The 26,905-nt window shown below is 57.2% G+C and carries 19 protein-coding genes and 2 pseudogenes; 11 read left to right on the plus strand and 10 right to left on the minus strand.

Going from position 1 to position 26,905, the window contains the following annotated elements:
* Positions 1-345: 345 nt before the first annotated feature.
* The 4 genes and pseudogenes from EO087_RS16885 (at position 346) to EO087_RS06170 (ending at position 2,355) form a co-directional block, all read left to right on the plus strand.
* The gene (locus EO087_RS16885) at positions 346-468 is read left to right on the plus strand and encodes a hypothetical protein (RefSeq protein ID WP_255417049.1); all 123 of its coding nucleotides are present in this window, start codon (positions 346-348) and stop codon (positions 466-468) included.
* A gap of 356 nt (positions 469-824) precedes the next feature.
* Positions 825-974, plus strand: a pseudogene (locus EO087_RS06160) (IS5/IS1182 family transposase); the annotation flags it as partial.
* Positions 975-1,089: 115 nt separating this feature from the next.
* A pseudogene (locus EO087_RS06165) lies at positions 1,090-1,386 on the plus strand (ATP-binding protein); the annotation flags it as partial.
* A 429-nt stretch (positions 1,387-1,815) separates the two neighbouring features.
* Positions 1,816-2,355 (plus strand): GNAT family N-acetyltransferase, encoded by a 540-nt coding sequence (locus tag EO087_RS06170; RefSeq protein WP_128898102.1) that lies wholly within the window; start codon positions 1,816-1,818, stop codon positions 2,353-2,355.
* Positions 2,356-2,572: 217 nt separating this feature from the next.
* Here the strand turns inward: EO087_RS06170 and EO087_RS06180 are convergent, their stop codons facing one another.
* Positions 2,573-3,469: a hypothetical protein gene (locus EO087_RS06180; protein WP_240669146.1), complete on the minus strand. Its 897-nt coding sequence runs from the start codon at positions 3,467-3,469 to the stop codon at positions 2,573-2,575.
* An 11-nt stretch (positions 3,470-3,480) separates the two neighbouring features.
* Complete coding sequence (locus tag EO087_RS16220) at positions 3,481-5,682, minus strand: M1 family metallopeptidase (protein WP_240669147.1); 2,202 nt, start codon at positions 5,680-5,682, stop codon at positions 3,481-3,483.
* Positions 5,683-6,165: 483 nt separating this feature from the next.
* Here EO087_RS16220 and EO087_RS06190 point away from each other — a divergent pair, with 483 nt between their 5' ends.
* Genes EO087_RS06190 through EO087_RS06205 form a run of 4 tightly spaced genes read left to right on the plus strand, consistent with a single transcriptional unit; the run spans position 6,166 to position 12,245 of the window.
* Positions 6,166-9,816, plus strand: coding sequence for a response regulator (locus tag EO087_RS06190; protein WP_240669148.1), 3,651 nt, complete (start codon positions 6,166-6,168; stop codon positions 9,814-9,816).
* A gap of 19 nt (positions 9,817-9,835) precedes the next feature.
* The gene (locus EO087_RS06195; RefSeq protein WP_128898104.1) at positions 9,836-10,675 is read left to right on the plus strand and encodes a protein-glutamate O-methyltransferase CheR; all 840 of its coding nucleotides are present in this window, start codon (positions 9,836-9,838) and stop codon (positions 10,673-10,675) included.
* Positions 10,676-10,683: 8 nt separating this feature from the next.
* Complete coding sequence (locus EO087_RS06200) at positions 10,684-11,253, plus strand: chemotaxis protein CheB (RefSeq protein WP_128898105.1); 570 nt, start codon at positions 10,684-10,686, stop codon at positions 11,251-11,253.
* Complete coding sequence (locus EO087_RS06205) at positions 11,250-12,245, plus strand: diguanylate cyclase (RefSeq protein ID WP_128898106.1); 996 nt, start codon at positions 11,250-11,252, stop codon at positions 12,243-12,245. Before EO087_RS06200 ends, EO087_RS06205 begins: the two co-directional genes overlap by 4 nt.
* Positions 12,246-12,530: 285 nt before the next feature.
* On the opposite strand, the gene EO087_RS06210 is transcribed toward EO087_RS06205, so the two are convergent.
* Positions 12,531-13,667, minus strand: a complete 1,137-nt coding sequence (locus EO087_RS06210; RefSeq protein WP_128898107.1) for an OmpA family protein — start codon at positions 13,665-13,667, stop codon at positions 12,531-12,533.
* Between the two features lie 418 nt (positions 13,668-14,085).
* Between EO087_RS06210 and EO087_RS06215 the strand changes: the two genes are divergently transcribed.
* The 3 genes from EO087_RS06215 (at position 14,086) to kynU (ending at position 17,009) form a co-directional block, all read left to right on the plus strand.
* Entirely contained in the window at positions 14,086-15,102 is a 1,017-nt protein-coding gene (locus EO087_RS06215) for an amidohydrolase family protein (protein ID WP_128898108.1), read from the plus strand.
* Positions 15,103-15,128: 26 nt separating this feature from the next.
* The gene (locus EO087_RS06220; RefSeq protein ID WP_128898109.1) at positions 15,129-15,650 is read left to right on the plus strand and encodes a hypothetical protein; all 522 of its coding nucleotides are present in this window, start codon (positions 15,129-15,131) and stop codon (positions 15,648-15,650) included.
* Between the two features lie 81 nt (positions 15,651-15,731).
* Entirely contained in the window at positions 15,732-17,009 is a 1,278-nt protein-coding gene (kynU, locus tag EO087_RS06225) for a kynureninase (protein ID WP_128898110.1), read from the plus strand.
* 184 nt (positions 17,010-17,193) lie between these two features.
* Here the strand turns inward: kynU and EO087_RS06230 are convergent, their stop codons facing one another.
* The 7 genes from EO087_RS06230 to EO087_RS06260 all read right to left on the minus strand — a co-directional run bounded on the left by EO087_RS06230 (position 17,194) and on the right by EO087_RS06260 (position 26,894).
* On the minus strand, positions 17,194-19,581 hold the full coding sequence (locus EO087_RS06230; RefSeq protein WP_128898111.1) for a hypothetical protein: 2,388 nt from the start codon (positions 19,579-19,581) through the stop codon (positions 17,194-17,196).
* Between the two features lie 571 nt (positions 19,582-20,152).
* Positions 20,153-21,448: an argininosuccinate lyase gene (gene argH / locus EO087_RS06235; protein WP_128898112.1), complete on the minus strand. Its 1,296-nt coding sequence runs from the start codon at positions 21,446-21,448 to the stop codon at positions 20,153-20,155.
* A gap of 92 nt (positions 21,449-21,540) precedes the next feature.
* Positions 21,541-22,494, minus strand: coding sequence for an N-acetyl-gamma-glutamyl-phosphate reductase (gene argC / locus EO087_RS06240; RefSeq protein ID WP_128898113.1), 954 nt, complete (start codon positions 22,492-22,494; stop codon positions 21,541-21,543).
* A gap of 5 nt (positions 22,495-22,499) precedes the next feature.
* Positions 22,500-23,765 (minus strand): acetylglutamate kinase, encoded by a 1,266-nt coding sequence (locus EO087_RS06245; protein ID WP_240669180.1) that lies wholly within the window; start codon positions 23,763-23,765, stop codon positions 22,500-22,502.
* 37 nt (positions 23,766-23,802) lie between these two features.
* The gene (locus tag EO087_RS06250) at positions 23,803-24,951 is read right to left on the minus strand and encodes an acetylornithine deacetylase (RefSeq protein WP_128898115.1); all 1,149 of its coding nucleotides are present in this window, start codon (positions 24,949-24,951) and stop codon (positions 23,803-23,805) included.
* Positions 24,948-26,168 (minus strand): argininosuccinate synthase, encoded by a 1,221-nt coding sequence (locus tag EO087_RS06255; protein WP_128898116.1) that lies wholly within the window; start codon positions 26,166-26,168, stop codon positions 24,948-24,950. The genes EO087_RS06250 and EO087_RS06255 overlap by 4 nt, the downstream gene beginning before the upstream one ends.
* A gap of 96 nt (positions 26,169-26,264) precedes the next feature.
* Entirely contained in the window at positions 26,265-26,894 is a 630-nt protein-coding gene (locus EO087_RS06260; protein ID WP_128898117.1) for an FMN-binding negative transcriptional regulator, read from the minus strand.
* Between the last annotated feature and the right edge of the window lie 11 nt (positions 26,895-26,905).

Below are 26,905 nucleotides of genomic sequence, written 5' to 3' on the forward strand. Positions count from 1 at the left end.
AAGCGAGCGCTTTAGTTCCTGTGCATGTCGTTCTCGCACAAGTCTTTGTTTTCGCGCGCTGGCCGTACCCTCACCCCAGCCCCTCTCCCGGAAGGAGAGGGGTTCACGCCCTACTCACCCGGCCTGACATCGAAAAAAGATGTGTGTAATCGGATGAGCTAAGGATGTTCTGAACAATTCAGTTTTGGACGTCCAAAACTGAATTGTTCAGAGCATCCCTAACGAGGCAAAACAGGCATGTGAGGCAATACTCAATAAAATTCCGCATTCAAGACATTTGAATGCACATTGATGCCGGATCAATAAGTCCGCTTACCCGGACCACAAACATTCCAGTGCAATCGCATGCTTACGCATCAGCGCAAAGAACGCGCGGCGATTCCATGGGTGATGCAACAACAAACCACCCTGCTCGCCGAGCTAAACCTGACATCCAGCCGGTACACGCGTGGCGATCACGCTCAGTAGAAAATTCAGGTGTTTACCGGACAGTGACATTTCATGAGTCCATGCAACATAGTGGTGACAAAAAACGCACATCTTCTCGGACAGTGCATCCCTGTCCGACGCCTATAACAGGCGCCCCAGATCCATGAAGCACCTCGCTCGATATGGATCAGCCGTAATCATGTCCCTCATAAACCAGACAGTGAGAGGGAGATGGCTTTTTCCATGGTCCATTCCTGCATGAAGAGTGACGATCCGCCGAACACCCAAGAACCAACCGTGACATGAACATATGGAAGGCATAAATCCCTTTAAGGATGCTCTGATTTATTCCACGTTTCTGGCATGCTATCGCCATCGCCTTAGTTAGCCACGCCATGAAGCAAACCACGTTCGCCTCACTGAGCTACAGCACCAAAAAGCGGCAGACACGCCGAGAGAAGTTTCTGGCGCAGATGGAGCAGGTGGTGCCATGGAAAACGCTGGAGAAAGTGATTGAACCGCACTACCCGCGTGAAGGTCGCCGTTTTCCAGGAGCAATAGGTTCGTGGATGCAAAGGGAGACGGTATAGCTTCTGAGGAGAAGGCTTGGCAGCCAAGGCTTTTCTCCTGTCAGCAACCTGATTCCGTGAGCACCAACTGGCCAAGATGGATCTGCTCTACATCAACGACTTCGGCCTAGCACCACTCAGCGATCAGCACAAACGTGACTTGCTGGAAATCCTCGACGATCGTTACGACAAGAAATCCACGCTCATCACCAGTCAGTTGCCGATCGAGCAGTGGCACACTTACATTGATGAGCCCACGCTTGCCGACGCTGTCCTTGATCGATTCGTACACAACAGCCATCGCCTTGCGCTCAAGGGCGGTTCGATGCGTAAGCACAAGCACACCACCGTGACGGTCGCCGAGCAGACCTCGACCCTCCCGGGTTGACGCCTCGACCCTGATCCAGCACAGTCCCGCCATCCTGGCTCACGCCCTGGCAGACATGCGGCGGAATACTCGGCCGGCATGGCGCGGGATGGGCCGACATCGGCGGAATACGTGCGCCAACGACCCTGTGGTCCGCGAACAGACAGGGCTGGTGACGACGGCGATACTTATTCAGCGTTGCCTTAACACCTGCTTGGGCTACACTCCGCGCCGATCCACCACTCTCGCCATCACAAGCCAGCCAACATGATCCTTCCGCACTATCACGTGGACTATCGCCATCTGCTACCTCCTAGCCAGAAGGAAGACTTTATTGACACCGCCACGGGTGAGAGAATCATAAGCCTGCCCTGGTCCGAAAGTCTGATGACAACGACTCGCGCTCTGACCCATCTGCTCGATAGTGCAAGTCTCAGCGACTGATCCGAAATGATCGAGATTCCCACCCTGGAAACGACGCGCCTTCGCCTGACGGCGCTCACGGAACGTCACTTCAACGACTACGCCGCGATGCTTGCCGATCCGGAAAGCACGCGTTGGATCGGTGACGGTCTGCCACTGGACCGCACCAATGCGTGGCGCTCGCTGGCCATGCTGATCGGACACTGGCAACTGCGCGGCTACGGCATGTGGGCGCTGGAACTGAAAGCCACGGGCGAATTCATCGGCCGCGCCGGATTGCTGCATCCCGAAGGCTGGCCGGACATCGAACTGGGCTGGATGCTCAAGCCGGAACATCGCCATCACGGCTATGCCACCGAAGCCGGTTCCGCCGTGCTGGCGTTCGCCTGGGAACACTTGCATATACAACGCGTCATCAGCATGGTGCGTGTCGGCAACGATGCCTCCGACCGCGTTGCTGAACGCCTGGGCGGTGAACATATCGAAGACATCGATTTCTTCGGCAGCGACAACCACGTTTTCGCCTACTATCCCCCACACGTCGAATCCCACCGCGCCTGGGCATAAGCGCACTGCGGCGCGTACCTGCGAATGCGCTGCGCACACAGCCATGGGCCAATGGTGCCGGCACCATTACCGTCATCGCCAGCAAACCGGATGAAAGCAACTGGCAGTGGCGCTTGAGCATTGCCGACATTTCACAGGATGACGCGTTTTCGCCTTATCCCGGCACACGTATGCATCCAGCTCGCGAAAGACCCATAACCGCCGCTCGACACGCTCTTTACCGATATTCCGCCTGTACCCGCGCCGGCACTACCGTACGCGCAACTTCCGCCAAGGCAAATAACCGCGCCGTACGCATCCAACCCATCGTCAACACGATGAGCTGACTGAGCAGCAGCGCAAACAGGAAACCAACCACCCCGAACGTGGTGACATGAATACGCGCCATACCGAACAGCGTCGCCAGCACCACACCAGCCAGCGTTACCAGCACATAAAACGAAACCGTCTTCACAGGCCGCCGAATGCACTGTCTGATGCCACGCCACATCGCGCGCGTGGCCGAACGCAGTGTGATATCCGCGATAAAAGCGGCCCGCGCTGACTCAACCATCGATTGGACCAGCACAAATACGATCAGCACAAATACCTGTATCACGTGGGCATACAGATTTGCCTGCGATTCCAGCACCGCATTTTCGGCATGTTTGTCTGCGATATTCCCACCGACTTTCCATGCACCGATGACCAAGGCATAAGGCAGCAACGACCAGAGCATCACACGGAACATGCGCCCGTATTCGATCAGGCCGTTCTGCAACAAGGCACCGAAGCCCAAGGCGCGTCCCGCTCTGCCACTGCCGACAATCATGCCATTGAGGTAAGACGACAATAGCAAGGTCGCACCCACACCGATCATGGCCGAAGCACCCAACCATTCGGCATGGTCGCTCAGTGCGAGTACGATATCCGTAAACATCACGGCATTGAAATGCCGTGCCCACTCAGTGGCGTGGACCGAGTTGTCAAGCAAGCCACCCAGCATTTGCCATAGGGGCAGCACAACCGCCACTGTCGGCATCGCCATGATCAGCAACCACAGCAGTAACAAACGCCACTGCACGGCAGCTTGCATGGTCGACCACAGGACAGCAAAACCGACGGAACGGGGCATGTTATCGGCCATCACAGTGTCACCAGTATGGAGTAGAAGGTTTGCAGCAAGGTCGCAACATCGGCCGTCCAACGCCGGGAAGCCGCGCCATCCGCATGGATGGTCTGGCTGTTGTTGAGCCGGTTGGCATCCAGGAAGTTATGCGCATCCGGATCGAGCTCGGCCGATACCACCTTGCTGGACTTGGTGAAATCGAAACGCGCCCAGCGGCGATCGTCGTCCCAGATCACATCTTCGTGCGAACCATCTTCGTAGGTAACGCGCAGTAACTCGGGCGCAGCAATGCCGTTGCGTACCACGGTAACCGTGCTGTGCCATGGGAACGGCCCGGCATTGTCCGGCTTGGCATTCGGATGGGCTTTCTTCCAGTCCTCACGCTGCGTGTCGATCTGCTTGTCCAGCTCATCCGCAACGACCTCGCTTTGCTTGCTGTCTTTCCAAATCACCCCAGCCTGCGGCAATACCTCGTAGCTGCTGATGGAAGACACGCCATCGTCCAGCGTGCCCGTGCCGTAAACGTAGTTATGGAAGATCTGGTCCACCTCCTTTGCGTTGCCTGAACTGTCGATCAGCGCGGCACGAAAATCCGCTATGGACGGATGCCGGAAACGCCAGCGCTGGTAATACAGGCGAAAAGCTTTTTCCAGGGCCGGCGTGCCCAGTCGTTCTTCCAGATCGCGCATGGCCGTGGCAGTGCGCGAGTACACCGTGCCGTAACTGTCGCTTGATAGCCGATCCCAACTGTTTTGCGCGAGCGGATCGTACGGATGCCGCAACATGGCCGTGAGGCGTTCGAACTCGAAGCCTGTCATGCGCGGCGCGATGCCAAGCCATTGGGTGAACCGCGTTGCCAGCACGACATCTTCGTGACGCTCGCACAGCATGCGGTTGTCCCAGAATTCGTTCAGCCCTTCGTCGAGTATCGGTTCCTCGAATTCGTTGGAGGCCAGGATGCCGTAGAAATAGCCATGACCAAATTCGTGGATGTTCACGAAATCGCTGGTCATCTGGGTCCAGGTATTCGGTTTCACATACTTCAATCCCACGGACGTGAAGAAGGTGGGATATTCCATGCCGCCCGCTTCTTGCGCGTTGTAAGGCGGAATCACCACGGTCAGCGTGGAGTATGGATAGGGGGCGAGCGTGCGAGAAAAGTAGCCGATCGCGTCAATGCTCGATTTCAGGGTTGGTGCCGCACTGGCTTCGTAGTCCATCGGATAGATCACGCGCACCGCCACCTTCGGGCTGCCCGACCCCTGGTAGGTACCCTCCAGCGTCTTGAAACCCTTTGCGGCGACCCATGCAAAATCATGCACGTCGCCTTGCACGAAGTGGTAGGTGGTCCTGCCGTCCTTCTGTTCCAGTGCCCCTTGCAACTGGCCCACGGCACCCACCGTGTAATCGCTGGGCACGGTCAGGTAAACGTCGTACAAGCCGAAGTCGGCGAAAAACTCGCTATTAAAGTGGAATTCGTGCGCGTTCCAGCGCACCTGCGTAGCGCCGCGTTCGCCCGGCAATTCCAGCACGGCGATCTTGGGGAACCATTGTCCGACCAGATTGAAATCGCCCCACCAACCGGTACGTTCGACCACGCGCGGCAACTGGCTGAGGAAATCGATATCCAACGCCAGCGTGCCGCCGGCGGGCACCGGCTGAGCCAAATCGATGCGTACCACGGTCTGGTCTGTATCCGGCCCGCCATCCGGATGCACGAAGCTCCACTTCAAAGGTGCGCCCCCCTGCCGCACCTTCTGCAAGCGAATCCAGCCCCACTCCCCCCTTTTCAAGGTCGCCAGGCCGCGCCCGCTATGATCTCTGTCCAGCACGTTGCGCTCGGTGAAAAACGTACTGCCTTCGTTTTGGAAGGCATTGAGATAGAGATGGAAATAAACACTGTGTACATCACGATCGCCGCGATTGCGCCAGGTCATGTGTTCCTTGCCGGTGACGGCGTGTTTGGCCGCATCCAGGTCCGCATCGATGGTGTAGCTCACCACGCGATCGGACAGTGTCGGCTCGTTGCCGGTACGCTCTCCACCCCAGGCATCCGGCGAACTTTTTTGGGTAATCATGGTGTCGTGCGCGGGAGCAAACAGAATGTCTTGCGTTGCCGCCACGGCTGCCGGTGCCGCCGTCTGCGCACTGGCCTGGCATGACCACAACATCACCACCGCAACGAGCCACAGCCCACCCCCAACCGTTGCAAGTCTCATCAGTTCTCCCCGAGAGATGTGTCGAGCATGGTGCAAGCATAGCGGTAGAAACATCAGCCATACGTCATGAGCTTCGCCTCCGGTTGCTCTCCATCCCGCCTCGCGGTGACGCAGTTACCTTCTGCTTCAAGGCTCTTGACTTGCCCCAAAGCGGACTTGCACCGCTCTGATGTCGCACCCTCACGGGCGCACTCGTCCCGGCGCAGGCCGGACGTAGCGCGAAACGCGCAGAACATTCGAAAAATGGCCTCGAAGGGGTGAGCGAAGCGAATCACCCGGTGACTTGTGCTCAGAAGCAAGCCCCGCCCCCGCAGTCTGCAAAGCTGAAAGACACTGGATCCCGGCCTGCATTGGGACGACGAGGGGAGATTTGCTACCACCCCCGCCAGCAACTCGTTAATCTGCCCCCTAGCCGCCCTGTCCGCAGGATTCGCATCCCGATGACAGTAGGCATGCCACACTGTCATATCAGCGGGATTTCTCATGGCCATCTCCACTGTGACGCCAGTACCCAAGAAGAAGTATTCGTGGCTGGCTAACCTGCCTATTCGCTACAAAATGATCGTGGCGATCGGGCTGCTGCTGGGGCTGTTCCTGATCAACGGCCTCATCAATGTCGCCTCGCAGCACAGGCAGACGAACACCCGACACTGGGCCAACCATACCTATCAGGTACTGATGCAGATCCAGGAGCTGCAACGCTCGGCGCTGGCCGGGCAGATCGGCCTGCGCGGCTTCCTGATCAGCCACAAGACCATCGAACTCGACCGTCTCAGCAATAGTGACAAACAGTTTCAGCAACAGCTTGTGCAACTGCGCCAGCTCAGCGCAGACAATCCTCTCCAGCAACTTCGCATCGACCACATCCAGGCCATGGTTTCGCAGTGGAACAGCGAGATGCGGAGTCTGCTCATCGCTCCCCAACTGGCGGTAAAGGATCCAGCCTCGCCCGCCGGCCTGGAGCAACTCGCCCAGATCCAGGCCGACTACATCGCCAAGCGCGGCGTGAAGACCGAGGACTTCACCGCCGTGCTGGATGAGATGCGCGACACCGAGCAGCAATTGCTGGTCGAGCGCACCCTCAGCGTGGAACGGCTGGTACGCAACACTTTATATGTGAATGTAGCCAGTGCCCTGGTCGGACTGATCCTTGGCTTGATGGTGATCTCGCTTACTTCGCGCATGGTTACGCGCCCGATCCGCCGCCTCACCGACCTGATGACGCGCCTGGCCCATCACGACCACCACATCGAGATTCGCGGCGCCGAGCGGCGCGACGAAGTAGGGGAAATCGCGCAGGCACTGCTCGTATTCAAGCAGATGGTGATTGACTCCGAAGAACAGTCTTCGCTGAAGAACCACGCCACCTCGATTTCACACAGCTTGCAGCAAGCCACTCATCACCGCGATTTTGCCGAGCGCCTCACCAGCCTGCTGACACCTTTGCTGCACGCCGGCGTATCGCTGTTCTATGGCTATGATGAAGCACGCCAACGACTGGATTTGCTTGGCAGTTACGGCATGCGCCTGCAAAACCATGCCGGCGCATACATGCCGGGCGAAGGGTTGGTTGGCCAGTGCGCATTGTCACGCCAGCCGATCACGCTGGATGACGTGCCTGAAAACTATCTACATATCGACTCCGGCAGTGGCGCCGCCTTGCCACGCCACATCACCATCCGCCCACTGCTGCTGCGCGACGAGCTTATCGGAGTGCTGGAGTTCGGCAGCTTCGCTCCACCTTCGCCGAAGCACCAGCAACTGCTGGACGAACTGCTGCCCATGGCGGCATTGACGCTAGAAAACCTCAACCGCGCCGTGAACACGCAGGATCTGCTTGAACAGACCCGCGAACAGACCGACGAACTGCGCATTTCGGCACTTACGATGAAACAGCAGCAGCAAGCGCTGCGCGATACCAATGACACCCTGCAAAACAAGACTATCGAGCTGGAAGAACAGTCGCAACGCCTGCAGGCTTCCGAAGAAGAGCTACGCGTGCAGGCCGATGAGTTGCAGGCTTCCAACGAAGAACTGCGCCTGAAGAGCGACACTCTGCGCCAGCAAAAGCAGCAGGTGGAAGCGCTGCAACGCGAAACCGAACAGAAAGCGCAGGAACTGGCACGCGCGAGCCAGTACAAGAGCGAATTCCTCGCCAACATGTCGCACGAGCTGCGCACGCCCCTGAACAGCCTGCTGATCCTGTCACGCAACCTGGCTGACAACCGCGAAGGCAATCTGGACACCGAGCAAGTCGAATCGGCACGCATCATCCACGACGCTGGCTCCAACCTGCTGCACCTGATCAACGACATCCTGGATTTGTCAAAGATCGAAGCCGGCAAGATGGAATTGTCACGGGTGGATTACCCGCTGCAGAACCTTGCCCGCAGCCTGCGCCGCACCTTCGATCACGTGGCGCGCGAGAAGAAACTCGACTACGAAGTCAGCATGGAGGAAAACCTGCCGGTTGAGATCCATACCGATCCCAACCGGCTGGAGCAGATCATCAACAATCTGCTCGCCAACGCCTTCAAGTTCACCGCCAAGGGCAGCATCCGCGTGCACATCAGCCGCCCGGCCGGCGACCTGCCCGTGCCTGATGCGATGAAAGACCAGAGTCTGCTGGCCATCAGCGTGAAAGACAGCGGCATCGGCATACCGGCCGACAAGCTGGAGCGCATCTTCAACGCTTTCGAGCAAGCCGACAGCAGCACTAGCCGCCAGTTCGGCGGCACCGGACTGGGTTTGAGCATTTCGCGCCGCATGGCCGAACTGCTGGGCGGCGACATCGTGCTGCGCAGTGAAGTCGACCAGGGCAGCGAATTCGTATTGCTTTTGCCAGAACGTGCGCCAGAAGAAACCGCCGACACGTCCCTACCAGCCTCCATCACCCACGCACCGATAGCACGGCCCGTTACGCGCTCCTTGCTGCCTGCCGAAGGCGTGGCCGACGATCGCGAGCGCATCGAACCGGGCGACAGTGTCATCCTGATTGTGGAAGATGATCCCGCGTTTGCACGCATCCTGGCCGACATCGTGCGGCAGAAGGGTCATCGCATGCTGCATTCGCTGGATGGCGAGGAGGGTCTGGCGCTGGCGCGCCGTTATCACCCCGTTGGCATCCTGCTCGATGTGATGCTGCCAGGCATGGACGGCTGGACTGTGATCGAACGACTCAAGTCCGATCCCGCCACGCGGCATATCCCGGTGCATTTCCTTTCGGCGACCGATGATGCCTCGCGCGGCCGGGATCTGGGCGCGGTGGGCTTTCTCACCAAACCGGTCACACGTGAAGCCATCAACGATGCGTTTGAACGCCTGTTGCATTTCGCCAAGGGCCGCACACGGCATCTGTTGGTGGTCGACGACGATGCGAATGCACGCGCTGCCGTGCGCACCCTGCTCAACCAAGACGACGTGCGTATCGACGAAGCCAGTACCGGCGAGGAAGCCCTGCAAAAAATCAGCGAAACCGGCTACGACTGCATCGTGCTCGACCTCGGCCTGCCCGGCATATCCGGCCTGGAGTTGCTCGAAAAACTGGCACACAGCGGTAGCATTCCGCCGGTGGTGGTGTATTCCGGCCGCGAGCTGAGCCGCGAAGAAAATCTGCGCATCCGGCAATACACCGACAGCATTGTGATCAAAGGTGTGCGATCGCCGGAACGCTTGCTGGACGAAGTCAGCCTGTTCCTGCATAGCATACGTCAGACGTCTGGCCCAGCCTCTATCTCTCCAACACCACCCCATGATGGCCTGAGTGGTCATCACGTGATGCTGGTGGACGATGACATGCGCAACCTGTTCGCCCTGTCCAAGGTACTGCGCGGCTGGGGCTTGCAGGTTACGGTGGCGCAAGATGGCCAAAAGGCGCTGGAGCAACTTGCCGAGCATGGCAACGTGGAGCTGGTGCTGATGGATATCATGATGCCGGGCATGGATGGCTACGAGGTTACACGTGCGATCCGCGGGCAACCATCGCTCAACCACTTGCCGATCATCGCACTAACGGCCAAGGCCATGCGTGGTGACCGCGAGCAATGCCTGGAAGCCGGCGCCAACGATTACCTTTCCAAGCCGATCGATCTGGACAAGCTAGCCTCTATGATGCATGTGTGGTTGCGAAGCTGAGAATCTACAGGTACAGGACATGACCGTGGACACGCTAGAGCTCGATAGCATTGAAGTGGAACTGTTCGTGCAGGCGCTGCAGCGCCGCCACGGTTACGACTTCAGCCAGTACGCGCCTGCCTCCCTGAAACGACGGGTGCGGCAACTGACGGACCATTTGCAATGTAAGACGATCAGCGGATTGACCGAACGCGTGTTGCATGAACCAACCTTGCTTCCACGCGTACTCGACGGCCTCACCGTGCCGGCGTCGGATATGTTCCGGGATCCGGGCTTGTTCCGTGGTCTGCGCGAGCAGGTGCTGCCGATGCTGGCTTCGTACCCGCGGATCAATATCTGGCAAGCAGGGTGCGCACACGGACAGGAGGTGTATTCCCTGGCGATCCTGCTGGAAGAAGCCGGCCTTTACGAGCGCACGCAGATCTTCGCCACCGACCTTAGCGAGCAGGCCTTGCAACAGGCTGAGGAGGGTATTTATCCCATACGCAACGCGCAGCAATGGTCGCGCAATTATCAAGCCGCCGGCGGCAGGCATTCACTGGCCGACTACTACAGCGCGCGCTACAACCTACTGAAGATCGACCAGCATTTGCGCCGGAACGTCACTTTCGCCCAGCACAACCTGGTTTCGGATGGCGTGTTCTGCGAAGCGCATCTGATCCTGTGCCGCAATGTGCTGATCTACTTTTCCAACCCCTTGCAGGATCGCGTGCTGTCGTTGTTCCGCGACAGTCTGGTGCGCAGCGGCTTTCTCTGTCTTGGCCTGCGCGAAAGCCTCGAATACGCCACTGCTGCCGCAAGCTTCGCGCCGTTCGACGAACGCTTGCGCATCTATCGCATGAACAATCAGCCAGAGTGAGCTTTCGCATGAATATGCCGCAAGCTATTGCGATCGGTTGTTCGGCAGGTGGCGTGGATGCGCTCAAAGCCATCATCAGTGGCCTCGACGCCAGGTTGAATCTACCGATTTTGGTGTGCTGCCACACCGGCTCCGATACGGTGGAGCTGCTGTGCGAGATATTGGACCGCGCTTCGCCGTTAGCCGTGACCGAGGCACGCGAACGCCATCCTGTACAAGACGGGACTGTCCATCTGGCCCCAAGCGGCTACCATCTGCTGATCGAACACGATCGACACTTTGCCTTGTCGATCGATCCGCGTGTCAACTACGTGCGCCCATCCATTGACGTGATGTTTTGTTCTGCTGCGGAGGTCTGGCACGAAAAACTCATAGGTATCGTACTTACAGGGGGAAACGCCGATGGCGCCTCAGGCCTGCAACGGATACGGGAATTGGGTGGCACCGCTATCGTTCAATCACCGTCCAGCGCGGAAATGCCGACCATGCCACAGGCCGCATTGGATACCGCCGGTGCGGACTATTGCGTCGATCTTTCCGATATCGCTCCACTGATCAATCGATTGTGCCTGGTATGAGTCATCATCCTCCCAAAATTCTGGTCGTCGACGACACCCGCGCCAACCTGGTCGCGATGCGTCATCTGCTCGCCAACTGCGGCGCCGAACTGGTCGAAGCTGTCAGCGGCAACGAAGCCCTTTCCCGCTGCCTGGACGAGCAATTCGCGCTGATCCTGCTCGACGTGAACATGCCTGACATGGACGGTTTTGAAGTAGCCGCCCTGCTTGGCGAAGCCGAACAGTTGCACGATACGCCGGTGATCTTCGTGACCGCTGCGTATGCCGACGACCTCAATCGCCTCAAAGGCTATCGCTCCGGCGCGGTGGATTACATTTCCAAGCCGATCAACGACGTGATCCTGCAATCCAAAGTGCGCGTATTCCTGGAGCTGCATACAGCACGCATGCAACTGCAGCAGACGCTGGAAGAACTTTCGGCGCGCAACCAGCAATTACAGGTGGAAATTGCCGAACGCCAGCGCGTCGAAGCCAAAGTGCGCCACCAGGCCACGCACGACATGCTCACGGGCCTGCCCAACCGTGTACTGTTCCACGATCGCCTGCGTCTGTCCATGCAACATGCAGGGAAAGATCATAGCTTTGCGTTGGCGTTGGTAGACATCGATGGTTTCAAGGCGGTGAATGACACCTATGGCCATCCTGCCGGCGATGCGCTGCTGCAGGCGATTTCCTCGCGCCTCAACAACCGTGTGCGCGCCGATGATACCGTGGCCCGGCTGGGCGGCGATGAATTCGCCATGATCCTGGAGAACGTCAGTGACGTGCATGCCGTACTGCAACGCTGTCAGGACCTTTGCGACATACTGGCCAAACCCTATCCGCTGACGGGAACGCACGGCGCGTTCACTGCGCATGTCAGCGCTAGTATTGGCATCGCGATGTGGCAGGAGCGACTCGAGTCGGACGAAACGCTGATCCAGGCGGCAGACCGCGCGCTTTACCAGGTGAAGGAGAGCGGCAAGAACGGATGCGTGCTATCGGGCTCCTGACCGTTGAGCTTCGCGTGTCATCAAGCGCAAGATGCTAATGCCCGGCACTTCCAGCAAACGTCGAATGTGCCGATTGCGGCCTTCGTCGAGCGTGACTTCCAACCAGGTATTTTTTCGCCGGTACGCAATAGCGATACCCGCTTTGCAGTCAGGGGCTCACCCTTGTCGATGGCACCCTGGATCATTCGGTCCAGCGCAGCTTGGTCTGGATATGATCAGGTTAGTGGGCCGACCAAGAAAAAGCCCGGCCTGGGCCGGGCTTTTTCTTGGCGCTTTGCAGTCCGATTACTGCTGAACTTGCAATTCCGTACGACGGTTGCGTGCGCGACCGGCGGCGGTCTTGTTGGTGTCGATCGGATCGTTCAAGCCATGACCAATCGGCCCTTCCAGACGGCTTGCATCGATACCGTGCGAGGTCAGGTAGTCGTACACGATTTTCGCACGACGTTCCGACAGGCCCTGGTTGTAAGTGGCCGTGCCCACGCTGTCGGTGTAACCGGCAACGGTGACATGCACCTGCGGGTAACGCTTGAGCGTATCCACCGCCTGATCCAGGATCGCCATTGAATCGGATGCCGGCACGGCCAGCGTCGGCTCGATGTTGGTTTCGTGCTTCTTCGGACGGTCGAACTTGAAGTTCACGCCCTTCAAGTCGATCACGACCTTCTGCGGACAGCCATCCGGACCGACGATCGTGCCTTCCGGCAGATCCGGGCACTTGTTGTCGCACAGGTTCACGCCGTTGCGGAACTGCTTGGAGCAGTCCGGAGCAGCCGGGGGCGGCGGCGTAGCCGGCGCGGCAGCCGCTGGCACGGCACCGATCTTGGCCACCAGGCTGAAGCCCAGGTACCAGTCGCCGTAGCCATTCTTCGCCGGCTGGGTCTTGTCGTCCCAGTCGTAACGGTAGGCCGCTTCAACACGGAAGTCTGCGCTGTCGGTGATCGACTTGGAGATACCCGCGCCAGCCTGTACAGCCGGAGCCCAACCCTTGTTGAGCGGATTGCTGTGGTAGCTGCCCATCACGCCACCCATCAGGTACGGACGCCAGGCGTTTGCATCACCAAAGAAGTAGCGGGCGGACACACCATAGGCGTTATTCGCCCATCTGTTGCCCTGGCCGAACACATCGGTGTCACCATCACGCTTGGTACGGTCGATGAACAGTTCCACGGAAACATTCGGGGCGACGAACTTACCCACGGACAGGCCGTAGAAGATCTGGCGGCTGCGGGTATTGCGGTCAGTGTCGTTGTAGAAGCCGCCGATGGTTGGGGCAATGTACCAACGATCATCAAAACCATTCGACCATGCGGGTGCGGAAGTGCTGCTGCCCGCAGTCGCGGCCGTATTGTCCTGCGCGTGAACGGCACCTACGCCGCCCAGGGCAAGAGCAATAAGAAAATAAAGGCCCTTACGTTTCATCAGGTGTCTCCTCGATTATTGGTGTTCGCGTCCATTCCACCCCAGACGGAAATCGCGCGGCAGAACGTATAGGTATGCGGGGGACTTATTCGCTACCTTAGCTTGGTGTCCCTAACAGCAAGCCAGGCAAGTGTAGCAAAACTGTTAAGGCATCCGCACACCAGTCTTTCGTTTAACACGGATTTCCGGTGAAGCTTTGTTCAGCTACATCCTGAAGGGTCTCCACTACACCACGGTCGTTTGATGGGTGAGTTTGTCGGGGACGATGATCCTCCGCGAGGGCTTAAGCAGGCAGTTCCAGATCGAATTTGGCGAACAAGCGCCGATGCTCGTTTTCTGGTTGGGTGTAGCGTGCAAAAACCAGCCACTGCCCTTCCGTCGTGGGAAACCAGACATCCACAGACGCTACACTTGGCACATGCTGAAAATCGACACCCACGCCCACATCCTCCCCCGCGACTGGCCCAATCTGGCCGCCAAGTACGGTAACGAAGCCTTCCCAGTGATGAACCACACCGACGGTCGCTATCGCATCTATAAGGACGGCAAGTTCTTCCGCGAAGTATGGGAGTCCTCGTTCGATCCGCAGCATCGCATCAAGGACTATGCCCGCTTCGGTGTAAGCGTGCAGGTGATTTCCACTGTGCCGGTGCTGTTCTCGTACTGGGCACCGGGTTACCAGGCACTGGAGCTGCACCGACATCTGAACGACCACATGGCTGAAATTTGCCGGGATTACCCCCGGCATTACGCCGCTATCGGCACGGTGCCGCTGCAAGCGCCGGACTTGGCGATCCGCGAACTGGAACGTTGCATCGACGAACTGGGTCTGTACGGCGTGCAAATCGGCTCACATTGCAATGAGTGGAATCTCGACGCCCCGGAGCTATTCCCGTTCTTCGAGGCGGCGTCCGACCTGGACGCGGCCATTATGGTGCACCCCTGGGACATGATGGGCACGGCCACCATGCCCAAGTACTGGATGCCCTGGCTGGTAGGCATGCCTGCCGAGCAGTCCCGTGCGGCCTGCTGCCTGGCCTTTGGCGGCGTGCTGGAACGCCTGCCTCGGCTACGCGTAATGCTGGCGCATGGCGGCGGCAGCTTCCCCTGGACCATCGGACGCATCGAACATGGCTTCCGCATGCGCCCGGACCTGGTCGCCACGGATAACCCGCGCAACCCGCGCGAATACCTCAAGCGCCTGTTTTTCGATTCCTGCGTGCACGATCCGCAGGCCCTGCGTTATCTGCTGGATGTAACCGGTGTCGAGCGCGTGATGCTCGGTACCGACTATCCTTTCCCGCTGGGGGAGCAGGAACCGGGCAGCGGCATCGAGTCGCTGCAACTGGATGATCCGACCCGTGCCCGCCTGTTTCACGGTACCGCACTGGAGTGGCTGGGACTACCGCAACAACGCTTCTCTGCCCAAAATTGATCAGCGCATCCCAAACAGGAGCACGCATGAATGTCAGGCGTTACATAATGGTGATCGCCGTACTGCTGCTGGGCAGCATAGCGGTAGCACAGGCTGACGATGTCCATATGGCGTCCGGCAGCGTGCATTTCAGCACACCCTCGAACTGGGTCGGCATCATGCAGGTGGATGGCGATCCGGAAGTCCGCGTGTTCCAGGTGCCGGATCCTTCGCCCAGCGCGCGCAGCACGCTCGCGCGTGTCAGCGTAACGGTGAAGCAGATGGTCAATCCTCAGGACTTCAACAGCTACGTCAGTGGCGCGGTTACCAAAGCGAAGCAACTGAAGAATTACCAGCCCGGTCAACGTGCGGCAGGTGACGAGAACAGTTTCATCTACACCGCCAGCGAAAACGGTACGGCGTACACCTATGTCGAGCGCTACTGGTTCCGCGACGGTCACGCGATCCAGTTGCGTTGCGCGCGCCCGTCAACAAGTCAGGCGGGACAAGCATGGACGGTCACGTTCGATAAAGGCTGTAGTTCGATTGCTTCGACGCTTGGCACTTAAGGCAACACCGAAACGCGCTGCTTGAAGCACAAGCAACAACATGCCCAATGAGTGCTTTACACACCAAGTTGGAATGTCTAGATGTCCACACCTTACAAAGCCACCCTCGCCTGGGCTCAAACTCACGACGCTGCCGATCCTCTGCGTGCGTTCCGCGACGAGTTCCTGATTCCTCCGCATGAAGGCGGCGAGACACACTACTTTTGCGGCAACTCGCTGGGCTTGCAAGCACGCGCGATACGCGAAGCGGTGAATGCGGAGTTGAACTATTGGGGTGAACTGGGCGTGGAAGGCCACTTCAAAGGCCGTCTGCCGTGGATGGACTATCACGAGTTCGTGCGCGATCACCTTGCCGAAGTCGTGGGGGCCCAGCCCGACGAAGTCGTTGCGATGAATACGCTGGGCGTGAATCTGCACCTGATGATGGTGAGTTTCTATCGCCCCTCGCCGGATCGCCACGCCATCCTGATCGAAGCGGGTGCATTTCCCACCGATCGCTATGCGGTGGAATCGCAGATCCGCTATCACGGGTTCAGTCCCAAGCTGTCGCTGATCGAGCTGCAAGGCGACGAGCCGAACGGCAGCCTTTCGATGGCGGCGATCGAACGCGCATTGGCCGCACACGGCTCACGCATCGCGCTGGTGATGCTGCCCGGCGTGCAATATCGCACTGGGCAGGCTTTCGATCTGAAAGCCATCACCGAACTGGCGCACAAGCACGGTTGCATCGTGGGTTTCGATCTTGCCCATGCAATCGGCAACTTGCCGCTACAACTGCACGACAGCGGCGCCGACTTCGCGATCTGGTGCAGTTACAAATACCTGAACTCTGGCCCCGGAGCGGTGGGTGGCGCCTTTGTACACGCACGTCACGCCCATGCTGCACTACCCCGCTTTGCCGGCTGGTGGGGACACGACAAGACCACGCGCTTCCAGATGGAGCCGGAATTCGTACCCACGCCCGGTGCGGACGGCTGGCAGCTTTCCAATCCGCCAATTCTTGCGCTGGTACCGTTGCGCATCTCACTGGAAATCTTCCATCGCGCTGGCATGAAGCGCCTGCGCGAGAAATCGCTGCAACTCACCGGCTACCTGGAATGGCTAGTGCAAAGCCAGTTATCGGATGTGTTGGACATCGTCACGCCCAAGGAAACCGAACGGCGCGGCTCGCAACTTTCTCTTCGCGTACTGGGTGGTCGCGAACAAGGGCGCGCACTGTTCGACTATTTGATCGAACAAGGCGTCATCGGTGACTGGCGCGAACCCGATGTGATTCGCATCTCCCCAGCACCGCTGTACAACCGCTTTGCGGATTGCCTGGCGTTTGCGCAGGCGGTGCGCAAGTGGAAACATGGCTGATTCGGCAGGTGCGTCAGCCAAGCTACGCCAGCAGCCCTACTACAGGAAGCTGATGGGTTGGCGTGTTCATAAGAGCCTGTTTGTAATCTTTTCGTTATCCCGATGGTAGAGCGATGACGAGAAATCACTACGCCAGAGGGGCATCCGATGGCACACATCTCACAAGAAACCCTTGCAGCCCCATTCAAAGCTTGCTTCTAATTTGAAGTGGTTTCAGCATCCCTGCACCGTCGATTGTCAATAAATGTTTTAAATCATGTTTTTCGAGCAACATATTGATCGAACTCGCTGGAATACCTCCGCGGGTATCGGTTCGATGCTGCACGATGTCATCGAGAAATGCCGAGCGAACAGCAGGATCCGTTATCCCCCAGGACTGCAAATGTTTATCGATGAGTGCCCTGTAATCTATCGACGCATTAACCGATGGATAATAGACGCCTGAGTTGGAAAAATGGCTGGCTCTGATCGTGCTCCATGCCAAGGGCATGGAGCCAGGGCCGACATCGGGTGGAATATTCTCCGATGTCACGACCTCCTCCATGATATTCGCCGACTTTGCGCCTAGCGTTCCGGCTGTCAACGCCGCGCCATGGAATTGAATATCCGGGTGTCCTTTCAATGTCCCATACAAAGGCACATTCATTTCTTTATCTCTAACCATATCAATGGTATTTGCTGAGATATCGATGCCATCGAATATTTGTTCTATACCTCGATTTTCCTGCCCAAGGCTATACACGAGTTGATCGACTTCAACAACCTCCCTTTCTCGTATGCACGCGAGCTCCACCCCTTCGATCTTGCGCATGATCACCGTTTTAGGATCAGCTGATGTCTCCGCAGGCCTATAGCGATCAATAGTTATTTGTAGTTTCCCATTCGCCAGGGACTTGATTGCAACAAGTTCACAATTTGGCCATAGATTTCCCGTTTGGCCCAAGGTTGATTTGGCATCCACGGCTAACGTACCATCACGCAATGTGTCGAAGCCGTTTCTCGCTATCCATATGACATCATTTTTCCTATGCTGATAGGTTTCTGGCGTCATTTTAATATCGGGTGTATCTTGCAAGAACAAGCCTCGCCGTGTTGCTGCGGCAGCAGTGCCTCCTCCACCCCAAACCATTATGCGACGCCCCTCTCCCAGCGATGAGCATTCTTTATCAGATAAAATGAATGCATTACCGTCAACAATTGGCGTAAATCCTTTTTTTTGATCGAACGTAGACAATCGTTTGTAATCGGACTGATTCAACAGCGACCCTAATGAGCGACCTGCATTGACGCTTTCAATAAGCTTTGCAATTGTCGAAATTTGATCCTTCTCGCAGCTATTTTTTAACAGATCATTCAAATCCAATAGGTTTGGTTGTTTATTGGTCGTTCTACCAGAATCGTGGAAATACCCTCCTTTGACAAGCAAGCGGTAAACTTCTTCGGATCGATCTCCTACAATCGTTTTAAAATCTTCCCTATAGAATTGACCATGCTGCGAAAAAATATTCTTTGCATCTGACAACCCAGTTCCGACAACAATTTGATTGGCGTGAACCGTCTTAACATGATTCTGCCCATTCAAGCGATAGGCAACTTGAATCAAGTAGCCATCGCCATTGGCTTTCCTCACATTCATGACTTCCCCTGGAATGCCAGGAAAATTATGAATGACTTGCGAATGGATCATGCCTTTATAAAGATGACGGGCATTGACTTGAGAAACACCAAAGGATTCAGAAATAGCAGGATTATAGTTCGATGCAGCGGTGTCAGCATCGAATTCGAGAACACCCGAGGTTTGAGCCAGTTGATAATTCCCCTGCCAAATACCATTATTTTGACCGACAAAGAGCGCATTCTGTTCATGTTTATTAGGCATGTATTCCCAATATCGGCTCTGGTTATTTCCACGACCAATTCCAAGCACATCCACGTGAGGTGATGGATCGGAGTGAAACATCATCAGGCGATTTTTATTAGCTGCATTTAACTGTAAAATATCATTCTCGAATTCGGTTTTCATGCGCTTATTTTTAGCGCGCATAAAATCCATGTCCGAATGAAGTTGATCTTTGCTTTCCAATTGAGGATAAATAGATCGAACATGAAATGGTCGCTGATCTATCACGCGAACGTCACCAAGATTCAGGTCACGAATAATATCGGCGTCAATTTCGTTCATCAACTTCTCGATTTGATCGATTGACAATCCAGCTTTATTCATTACATGATCAAGCAAAGGATTTTGTAGATTCTCCTGAATTGAGATAAAAATTTTTGCTTTGAATGTATCAAAGTTTCGAATAATATTATTTGTCCTTTCCGCATGAGATGATCCATATGTAAAGATATCAACGACTCCTAAATCGATTAAGTTACTTAACACATTTAGTGCTAAATTATTAGATGAATCGCCTTCCAAGTGATAATGAGCAATTTCTATCGAATCAGATGATGAGCTTTTAACTGCCGACTTTTGCTCGTCAACTTCCATGATTTCCGCATGTAACTTCATACCAAAACTTAATATATTCATAATTCGTGACAGTCCATCTAAAATTACGCCAATCATTTAACTCAGCATGAGGTAAGCCCCGGCTTTGCCGGGGGCTACTTACATGAAAAATAATCAACGATCACCAAATTTTCAGACCTAACTTTCTAAAAGATACAAAATTAGGAACTCTATTTAAAATACCTGATTCCGTGAGCTTCTGACTCGCATGCCCGCTGCCCGCTTGCTTTGCGTGAAAGCACCCACTCACCCGCCGGGTGAGTCAAAGATCACTCGCAAACCCATAGGCCATGCGCACTGCGCGTTAGGAGGTCACGGAATCAGGAAATAGTAACAGTTAGGTTGAACCTCTTTCTCTAAGGTATTTACCTTATTACGATTAATTATCGATCACAGGGTTTAAGAGCCTGTTTGCAATTTTTTCGTTATCTTCGATCATTAGGCGAAGCAGACGTGCTTACGATCTCCACGGTTGGAGGCTTCGTGCGACTCTGCACGCTGCATAGCAGTGGCTCGATCTGCGCAAATTTTTCTCGGCTAATGTCACTGGCGTCGTGGTTTCTCGTCATCGCCCCATCATCGGGGATAACGAAAAGATTGCAAACAGATTCTAAGTGGATGGATTCGGTCAGGTAGTCAAGTTGGCGAGACGTTGCCGTAATGCATCCAGGTGCAGATCGTTGCCGGCACCAGGTGATGTACGCGCAGCCAGGCTCGCTTCGGGTGTGCGCCCCTGCCCGGCAGCCGTGACGGCTTCCGCGGCTGCACGATAAGCGTCACGGAAAGGCACGCCTGCGGCGGCCTGCTCGATGGCCACGTCGGTGGCATACATGGCCGGTTCGATGGCGGCGCGCATGGCGGTTTCGTTCCATTGCATGCGTGCAAGCAGGTCTGGCAGTAGTTCGAGCGCTGCAAGACCATGTGTCACGCCATGAAACAGCGAGCCCTTGGAAAATTGCAGGTCGCGTTGATAACCCGAAGGCAACGAAAGCAGTTGTTCAATTTCGCAGCGTGCGGCGGCGACGGTTGCATACGAAGCACGCAGCAGCTCCACCACGTCGGGGTTGCGCTTGTTGGGCATGATGGAGCTACCGGTAGTGTATTCGGACGGCAGCGTGACGAAATTGAATTCCGCTGTGGTAAACAGCGAAAGATCCCAGGCCAGACGGCGCGCATCGAGCATGGCGCTGCCGATGCTTTCCATCACGGCCATTTCGAACTTGCCGCGCGAAAGCTGGGCATAGATCGGCGACACCTGCATCCGCGAAAAGCCAAGCGCCTGGGTGGTGTGGGCGCGATCGAGCGGAAGATTCACGCCGTAACCGGCTGCGGTGCCGAGCGGATTGGCATCAATCCAGACCTCGGTCTGACGCGCACGCCATGCGTTATCGACAAAACCCTCGGCAAAGCCGGCGAACCACATCGACGTCGATGAAACCACCGCACGCTGCAAGTGGGTGTAGCCCGGCAAGGGTAAGGCCGGTTGGGCTGCACGCTGCAAGCATACTTCGGCAATGGTGTGGCAATGCGTTTCCAGTTCGGCGAGCTTTTCCTTCAGCCACAAACGTGTGGCGACAAGAATCTGGTCGTTACGGCTACGGCCGGTGTGCACGCGACGACCGGCATCACCAAGTCGGTCGGTGAGACGCGCTTCGATGGCAGAATGGCCGTCTTCGTAACGATCGTCCAGTACAAAATGGCCGGCGCGGAAGTCCTCGACAAGGGCATCCAGTTCGCGTTTGAGATCCTGCATTTCTTGCGCGCTGACCACTCCGATATGGGCCAAGCCTTCGACATGCGCCTTGCTGGCAGTGATGTCATGCAGGAAGAATTCGCGATCCAGCAGCACATCGTCGCCGGCCAGGAACTTCATGATCTTAGCGTTGGTCTCGACACCGTTTTTTTGCCAAAGGAGGTCGGTCATGATGAGTCTCGTGCCATGGGTGTTTCGATCCTCGCCAATCTAAATGTGATCAAAAGACAGGCTGCACACAGGGAAGGGAGTCAATGTGTCGCTCAAATGGGAATGGAGGTGTACTCGTCCATGCCAATCGCCCGATTGATGTTTTGCATCGCCTGCGTAGCCGCACCTTTCAAAAGGTTATCCAGGGTAGCAACGATGACGACACGCTTGCCGTCTGCCGACACCGCAAAGCCACCCACCTCGGCATGATGCTTGCCGGCAACCTGGCTGACCCACGGCGATTCATCCTGCACGCGCACCAGCTTCTCGTCACCATAGGTTCGCTGGAACAACGCAAGAATATCTTCGTGCTTGTGTGATCGAGCAAGGTACAGATTGGTGGTGACGGTCAGGCCACGAAAATGCGGTGCGACATGCGGCATGAATTCCACCGGGATACCCAGGTGGCGGCTCGCTTCCTTCTCGTGCATGTGTCCGGTCAAGGAGTACGGCATCAGGTTGTCGCGCAGCTTCTCCGGATTGTTCTTGTCCGACGGAGTGGTGCCTGCGCCAGAATAACCGGAAACACCGAAACACACCGGCGGTGCTGCCAGCACGCCCTTGAGCGGCGCGATGGACAACTGGATCGCGGTGGCATAGCAGCCGGGATTGCTGATGCGTTTCTCGCCGCGCCATTGGTTGCGCGTGAGTTCCAACAGGCCGTAGTACCAGGTGTTATCGAAGCGGTAATCGGCAGAAAGGTCCACGATCACCGGATCCTTGCCGGCCTTGTCGAAGGCTTCGACGCATACCGACGCCTTGCCATTGGGCAAAGCCAGCACCACCACATCCGCATCAAGGCTAGGCAGATCTTCATGCGCCGGCGATGTGTAATGCAGATCGCCCTGGTATTCGGGAACGTGCTCATCCACGCGCTGACCATCCAGCTCACGTGACGACACGTACGCCAATTCCAGCGAAGGATGCGCAGCTACCAGCTTGATCAGTTCTGCGCCGGTGTGGCCACGAGCACCTACGATGCCGATGCGCTTGTTGGAAGCAGCCATGATCGTTAATCCACCAAAGTCGGTTGACGTACGGCGCAGTGAGCGACGCAACGCTCGATCGTGTCGAAGTCGTGCAGGCCGTACCAGAACACTTTCCAGCGTTCCTGCTTGTAGCAACCATCCGATTCGGCGTAATAAAAGTGATTCACCTGGTTGCCATGGCGTGACCGCCAGAACAAGCTCGGGTTTTCCTCGCGCATCACCAACCATACCGCGCGTCCCAGACCTTCGCCCTTGGCATCATCGAGCACTGCGAATTTATCCAGATAGATCAAGCCGTCCTCGTTGGTGAGGATCATCGCGGCGCGATAGTTTTCGCTGACGTAGATGCGATAAGGCGTAGTGCGTTCGAAATAATCGTCGACCACCTTGCAGCCGAAGCTGGATTCGATCAGCGTGCGCATGCGTGCATGATCCACGCCTTCCCAGCTTTCGAAGCAGAACACTTTCTCGCCCCGGCGCACCAGCGTGCCGGAACCTTTGTGCGTAAACAGCTCTTTCGCCAGCTCCGACGGACGCGTAATCGACACCGACGACGTCAGTGGCAGGCCTTGCAGCAAATCGGCGATCTGCTCGATCTTCACGCGCATGCCGCCATTGATCCAAGACTGGGCCATCAGGTGATCGTATTCGGTGCTCAGGTTGATCGAATCGATGACCTGTCCCCGGTCATCCAGCAGACCGCCGGTGCCGGTAAGGAAGATGATCTTGTACGGTTCCAGCACACGCACCAGTTCGTTAGCGGCGAAGTCGGCATTGATGTTGAGGAACTGGCCTTCGTCGGTTTCGCCAAGGCTGGCGATCACCGGGATGGAGCCTGCACGCAAACTGGCCTCAATCGGTGCAAGGTTGATGCTATCGACCTTGCCGACCATGCCGTAGACGTCTTTGTCCAGGAAGCTGGACATGAAGACGCCGGAGGGCACCGAGGTGGCGCGCGTATTCATCGCTTGCAAGGCTTCCACCAGTCGCAGGTTCTGCTGCTGGAACACGCGGCGCACAATGCCCAGCGCCTTGGGCGAGGTAACACGTAACCCGTTGACGGTCTGCTTGGTGATGCCGGCCGCCTGCAGTTCTTCATCCAGCTGAGGGCCGGCACCGTGCAACACGATCGGTGTCAAGCCGACCTGCTGCAGGAAGGTCAGCGATGACGTGAGGTCGGCCAGCTCGTCGCGCAGTACGGCGCCGCCGACCTTGACCACAGCGAAGCGCTTGGCATCAAGCTGCGAAAAGCGCTTGAGGTATTGCTGGATTTCCTTGGCGCTGCCCATGGCGGAGAGCAGGCGCACAATGGTCTGGCGGGTGGTCTTATGCGCTTCCACGGTTCACGATCTCGTAGATGGTTTCGGCGTATTTTTGCAATTGATCGAGGGCAACCCATTCGTCGGCAGTGTGCGCTTGGGCGATATCGCCAGGGCCGTAGACGAAGGCGATGTAGCCGCCCGCAGAGAACAGCGCGGCTTCGGTCCAGAAGTTCACGGCATTGCCGACCGGAATGCCCAATTCATCGGCGATATCGCGTGCGGCAAGGCGCCTTGTTTCGGCGGTAGCGGTATCGCCAGCTGGCAGGGAATCGCCACGGAACAACTCGGTGTAGCTCAGCGGTTGCGGTTCGACCAGGGTGCGGAAGGTTTCCAGCAGGTGATCCGGTTTCATACTGGGCAGCGGACGGAAGCCAAAACGCACATCCGCCGTCGGCGCAATCATGTTGGCCTTGATGCCGCCTTCGACGCGACCGACGTTGAAGCGCAAACCGGTCAGGCCGCCGAAACGCTCGCGTGATTGACGCTCCACGTAATCCAGTGCCGCACTGCCCCAACGGATCGCCTGATGCAACGCGCTGTCGTTGGGGTGCTGCTCGCCGGAAGCATGGCCTGCCTGCCCAACAAAACGCATCTGCACGGAATGAATGCCTCGATGTGCCAGCACGGCTTCGCCGCAGGTCGGTTCAGCGACAATCACCGCGTCGTAAGGATGCCCCTCCTTGAGGAAGGCAGCGATACAGCGTGGGTCGTTGGCCTCTTCATCCGTGGACAACAGCAAGGCCATATCGCCAGATGTGGCCTTGGCCACCGCCAGCAACGCCGCGGCCGCACCTTTGATGTCGCTTGCGCCAAGGCCAATTGCGCGATCAGCCGTCACCGTGAGGACGTGCGGATCCTGGGTCCAGTGCGGCGAATCGGGCACGGTATCCAGATGCACATTGAACAGATATTTCGGCTTGCCGCGCACGGCATACAGCGTCACCGCGCCCGCGCCATGATCGGCAACGCTCATTTCAAAACCGGGCAGATGTTCGCGCAAATAATCGAAAATACCGCCGGTGTCGATTTCGCGCGGCGGATTGCGCGTATCGAACGACACCAAAGCACGCAAATGCGTCAGCGTCGCATCGAGCAATGCTGCTTCCCCGATTCCCGATTCCCGATTCCCGATTCCCACGCTCCCAGCACTCATCGGTTCACCTCAGCCCACAAGGTGCTGCTCATGCCGAACAGCTTGATGAAGCCTTCCGCCTCAGCCACGCCCCAGTCTGCCGCCTGCGCATAGGTAGCGCCCTTGGCATTGAGGATATGACGGGATTCGACGGCGATTGCATTGACGACGCCGCCGGTGGTTTCCAACGTGACATCGCCGTTGACGGTTGCCTGGCTGGACGCCAGAAAAGCTTCGAGGTCGGTCTTGAGCGGATCGTGGTAGAAGCCCTCGTACACCAGCTCCACCCACTTGCGTGCGACGTCCGGCTTGAAGCGATTCTGATGCTTGGTGAGCACGGCTTCTTCCAGTGCACGATGCGCGACCAACAATGCGGCAAGACCTGGCGCTTCGAAAATGATGCGACCCTTCAGGCCAATGGTGGTGTCGCCGGTATAGATACCGCGGCCCACACCGTATTGCGCCAGCAGTGTGTTGAGCTTGGCGAGCATCTTGTGGCCGGCGATCTTCTCGCCATCCAGCGCCACCGCCTCGCCGTTGACGAAACTGATCTTCAGGCGCAACGATTTGGACGGCCATTCGGCGCGCGGCTTGCACCAGCCCATCGCACCTTCGCCCGGCGCCTGCCAGCGGTCGATCTCGCCGCCAGACATGGTCAGGCCGAGCAGGTTTTCGTTGATGGTATACGCCTTCTGCTTGGCACGCACGCCAAAGCCGAGGTTTTCCAGATACTTCTGCTCGTAGGCACGAACTTCCGTGTGTTCTTTCTGGATTTCGCGGATCGGCGCGACGATCTCGTAATCGCCCTGCCCCTTCACTGCCAGGTCGAAACGCACCTGGTCATTGCCCATGCCGGTGCAGCCGTGCGCAATCGCCTTGGTACCCAGCTCGGCGCAGCGCTTCAATGCCGCGTCCACGATCAGGTAGCGGTCGGACACCAATAACGGATACTGCGACTGGTAACCCTCGCCAGCCCACACGAATGGTTTGACGAAGCCATTCCAGATCGCCGGGCCGCCGTCGATGGTCTGATGGCTGACCGCCTTCAGTTCCTTGGCGCGCGCTTCGATGTAAGCGCGCTCTTCATCGTCCACGCCACCGGTGTCGGCGAACACGGTATGCACGGCCCAGCCGCGTTCTTGCAGGTAGGGAATGCAGAAACTGGTGTCGAGGCCACCGGAAAAGGCGAGAACGATGTTTTTGTTGTGGCTGACGGGACTCGGGGTGGCATTCGACATAGCAATGACCTCAGTAAAGCTAAAAAGTATTAGTTAGAAAATAGACAAGAGAACAACCATCGAGCAATTAGGGGTGAGTAGGCCGACTGATGTTTCTCACCCATGACGACGCTCCTCGGCTTGTTGCATCAGGTCGGCAAGCTCGGCATCGCGCAGTCCTTCCCGCTCACCCAGTCCCCTGACCACACCGGCACGATTGGCATCAGGATGGTTCTGGCTCAACTTGAACTTGCCTTCGATCCGATCGATGCTGATTTCCAGCCCGACGATGGTCTTCAGCATTTTCTGGATGTAATCTTCCGGCGCATCGCTGACCTGCCAGGGCCTGGGTTGTGACGCTTCGTGACGGTCCGTCAGCCGCTCGAGAAAGCCACGCAGCCAGGCTTTGTCTTCGATCACTCGCAAACGGCCGTGCACATGCACCACGGCGTAATTCCAAGTCGGCACCTCGCGCCCGGTTTCATGCTTGCTCGGATACCAGTGGGGACTGATGTAGCCGTTGGCTGCCTGGAACATCACCAGCACTTGCGCGCCGTCAGCCTTGGTCAGTTCATTGCCGCGCGCAACGTGCCCCTGCAGCAAGCCGTCACCCGCCAGTTCCAGCGGCAGATGATTGGCTGTCAGCCCTCCGGCTCCATGCATGACCACGGTGCCGAGCGGATAGTCGCGAATCAGCGCATGCAGCACATCGATGCGCGTTTCGTGGAAGGATTTGGGCAGGTACATGACGTGTTCTG

Origin of the sequence: Dyella sp. M7H15-1 (genome assembly GCF_004114615.1) — a bacterium.
In the GTDB taxonomy this organism is placed as follows: domain Bacteria; phylum Pseudomonadota; class Gammaproteobacteria; order Xanthomonadales; family Rhodanobacteraceae; genus Dyella_B.

Bases quoted from the DNA above. Each gene is read 5' to 3' on its own strand.
- EO087_RS06250 (WP_128898115.1), bottom strand. From the start codon at position 24,951: ATGAGTGCTGGGAGCGTGGGAATCGGGAATCGGGAATCGGGAATCGGG.
- EO087_RS06190 (WP_240669148.1), top strand. From the start codon at position 6,166: ATGGCCATCTCCACTGTGACGCCAGTACCCAAGAAGAAGTATTCGTGG.
- EO087_RS06230 (WP_128898111.1), bottom strand. From the start codon at position 19,581: ATGATTGGCGTAATTTTAGATGGACTGTCACGAATTATGAATATATTA.
- EO087_RS16885 (WP_255417049.1), top strand. From the start codon at position 346: ATGCTTACGCATCAGCGCAAAGAACGCGCGGCGATTCCATGGGTGATG.
- argC (WP_128898113.1), bottom strand. From the start codon at position 22,494: ATGGCTGCTTCCAACAAGCGCATCGGCATCGTAGGTGCTCGTGGCCAC.
- EO087_RS06215 (WP_128898108.1), top strand. From the start codon at position 14,086: ATGCTGAAAATCGACACCCACGCCCACATCCTCCCCCGCGACTGGCCC.
- EO087_RS06245 (WP_240669180.1), bottom strand. From the start codon at position 23,765: ATGGGCAGCGCCAAGGAAATCCAGCAATACCTCAAGCGCTTTTCGCAG.
- EO087_RS16220 (WP_240669147.1), bottom strand. From the start codon at position 5,682: ATGAGACTTGCAACGGTTGGGGGTGGGCTGTGGCTCGTTGCGGTGGTG.
- EO087_RS06170 (WP_128898102.1), top strand. From the start codon at position 1,816: ATGATCGAGATTCCCACCCTGGAAACGACGCGCCTTCGCCTGACGGCG.
- EO087_RS06210 (WP_128898107.1), bottom strand. From the start codon at position 13,667: ATGAAACGTAAGGGCCTTTATTTTCTTATTGCTCTTGCCCTGGGCGGC.
- EO087_RS06180 (WP_240669146.1), bottom strand. From the start codon at position 3,469: ATGCCCCGTTCCGTCGGTTTTGCTGTCCTGTGGTCGACCATGCAAGCT.
- kynU (WP_128898110.1), top strand. From the start codon at position 15,732: ATGTCCACACCTTACAAAGCCACCCTCGCCTGGGCTCAAACTCACGAC.
- EO087_RS06255 (WP_128898116.1), bottom strand. From the start codon at position 26,168: ATGTCGAATGCCACCCCGAGTCCCGTCAGCCACAACAAAAACATCGTT.
- EO087_RS06220 (WP_128898109.1), top strand. From the start codon at position 15,129: ATGAATGTCAGGCGTTACATAATGGTGATCGCCGTACTGCTGCTGGGC.
- EO087_RS06195 (WP_128898104.1), top strand. From the start codon at position 9,836: ATGACCGTGGACACGCTAGAGCTCGATAGCATTGAAGTGGAACTGTTC.
- argH (WP_128898112.1), bottom strand. From the start codon at position 21,448: ATGACCGACCTCCTTTGGCAAAAAAACGGTGTCGAGACCAACGCTAAG.
- EO087_RS06205 (WP_128898106.1), top strand. From the start codon at position 11,250: ATGAGTCATCATCCTCCCAAAATTCTGGTCGTCGACGACACCCGCGCC.
- EO087_RS06260 (WP_128898117.1), bottom strand. From the start codon at position 26,894: ATGTACCTGCCCAAATCCTTCCACGAAACGCGCATCGATGTGCTGCAT.
- EO087_RS06200 (WP_128898105.1), top strand. From the start codon at position 10,684: ATGAATATGCCGCAAGCTATTGCGATCGGTTGTTCGGCAGGTGGCGTG.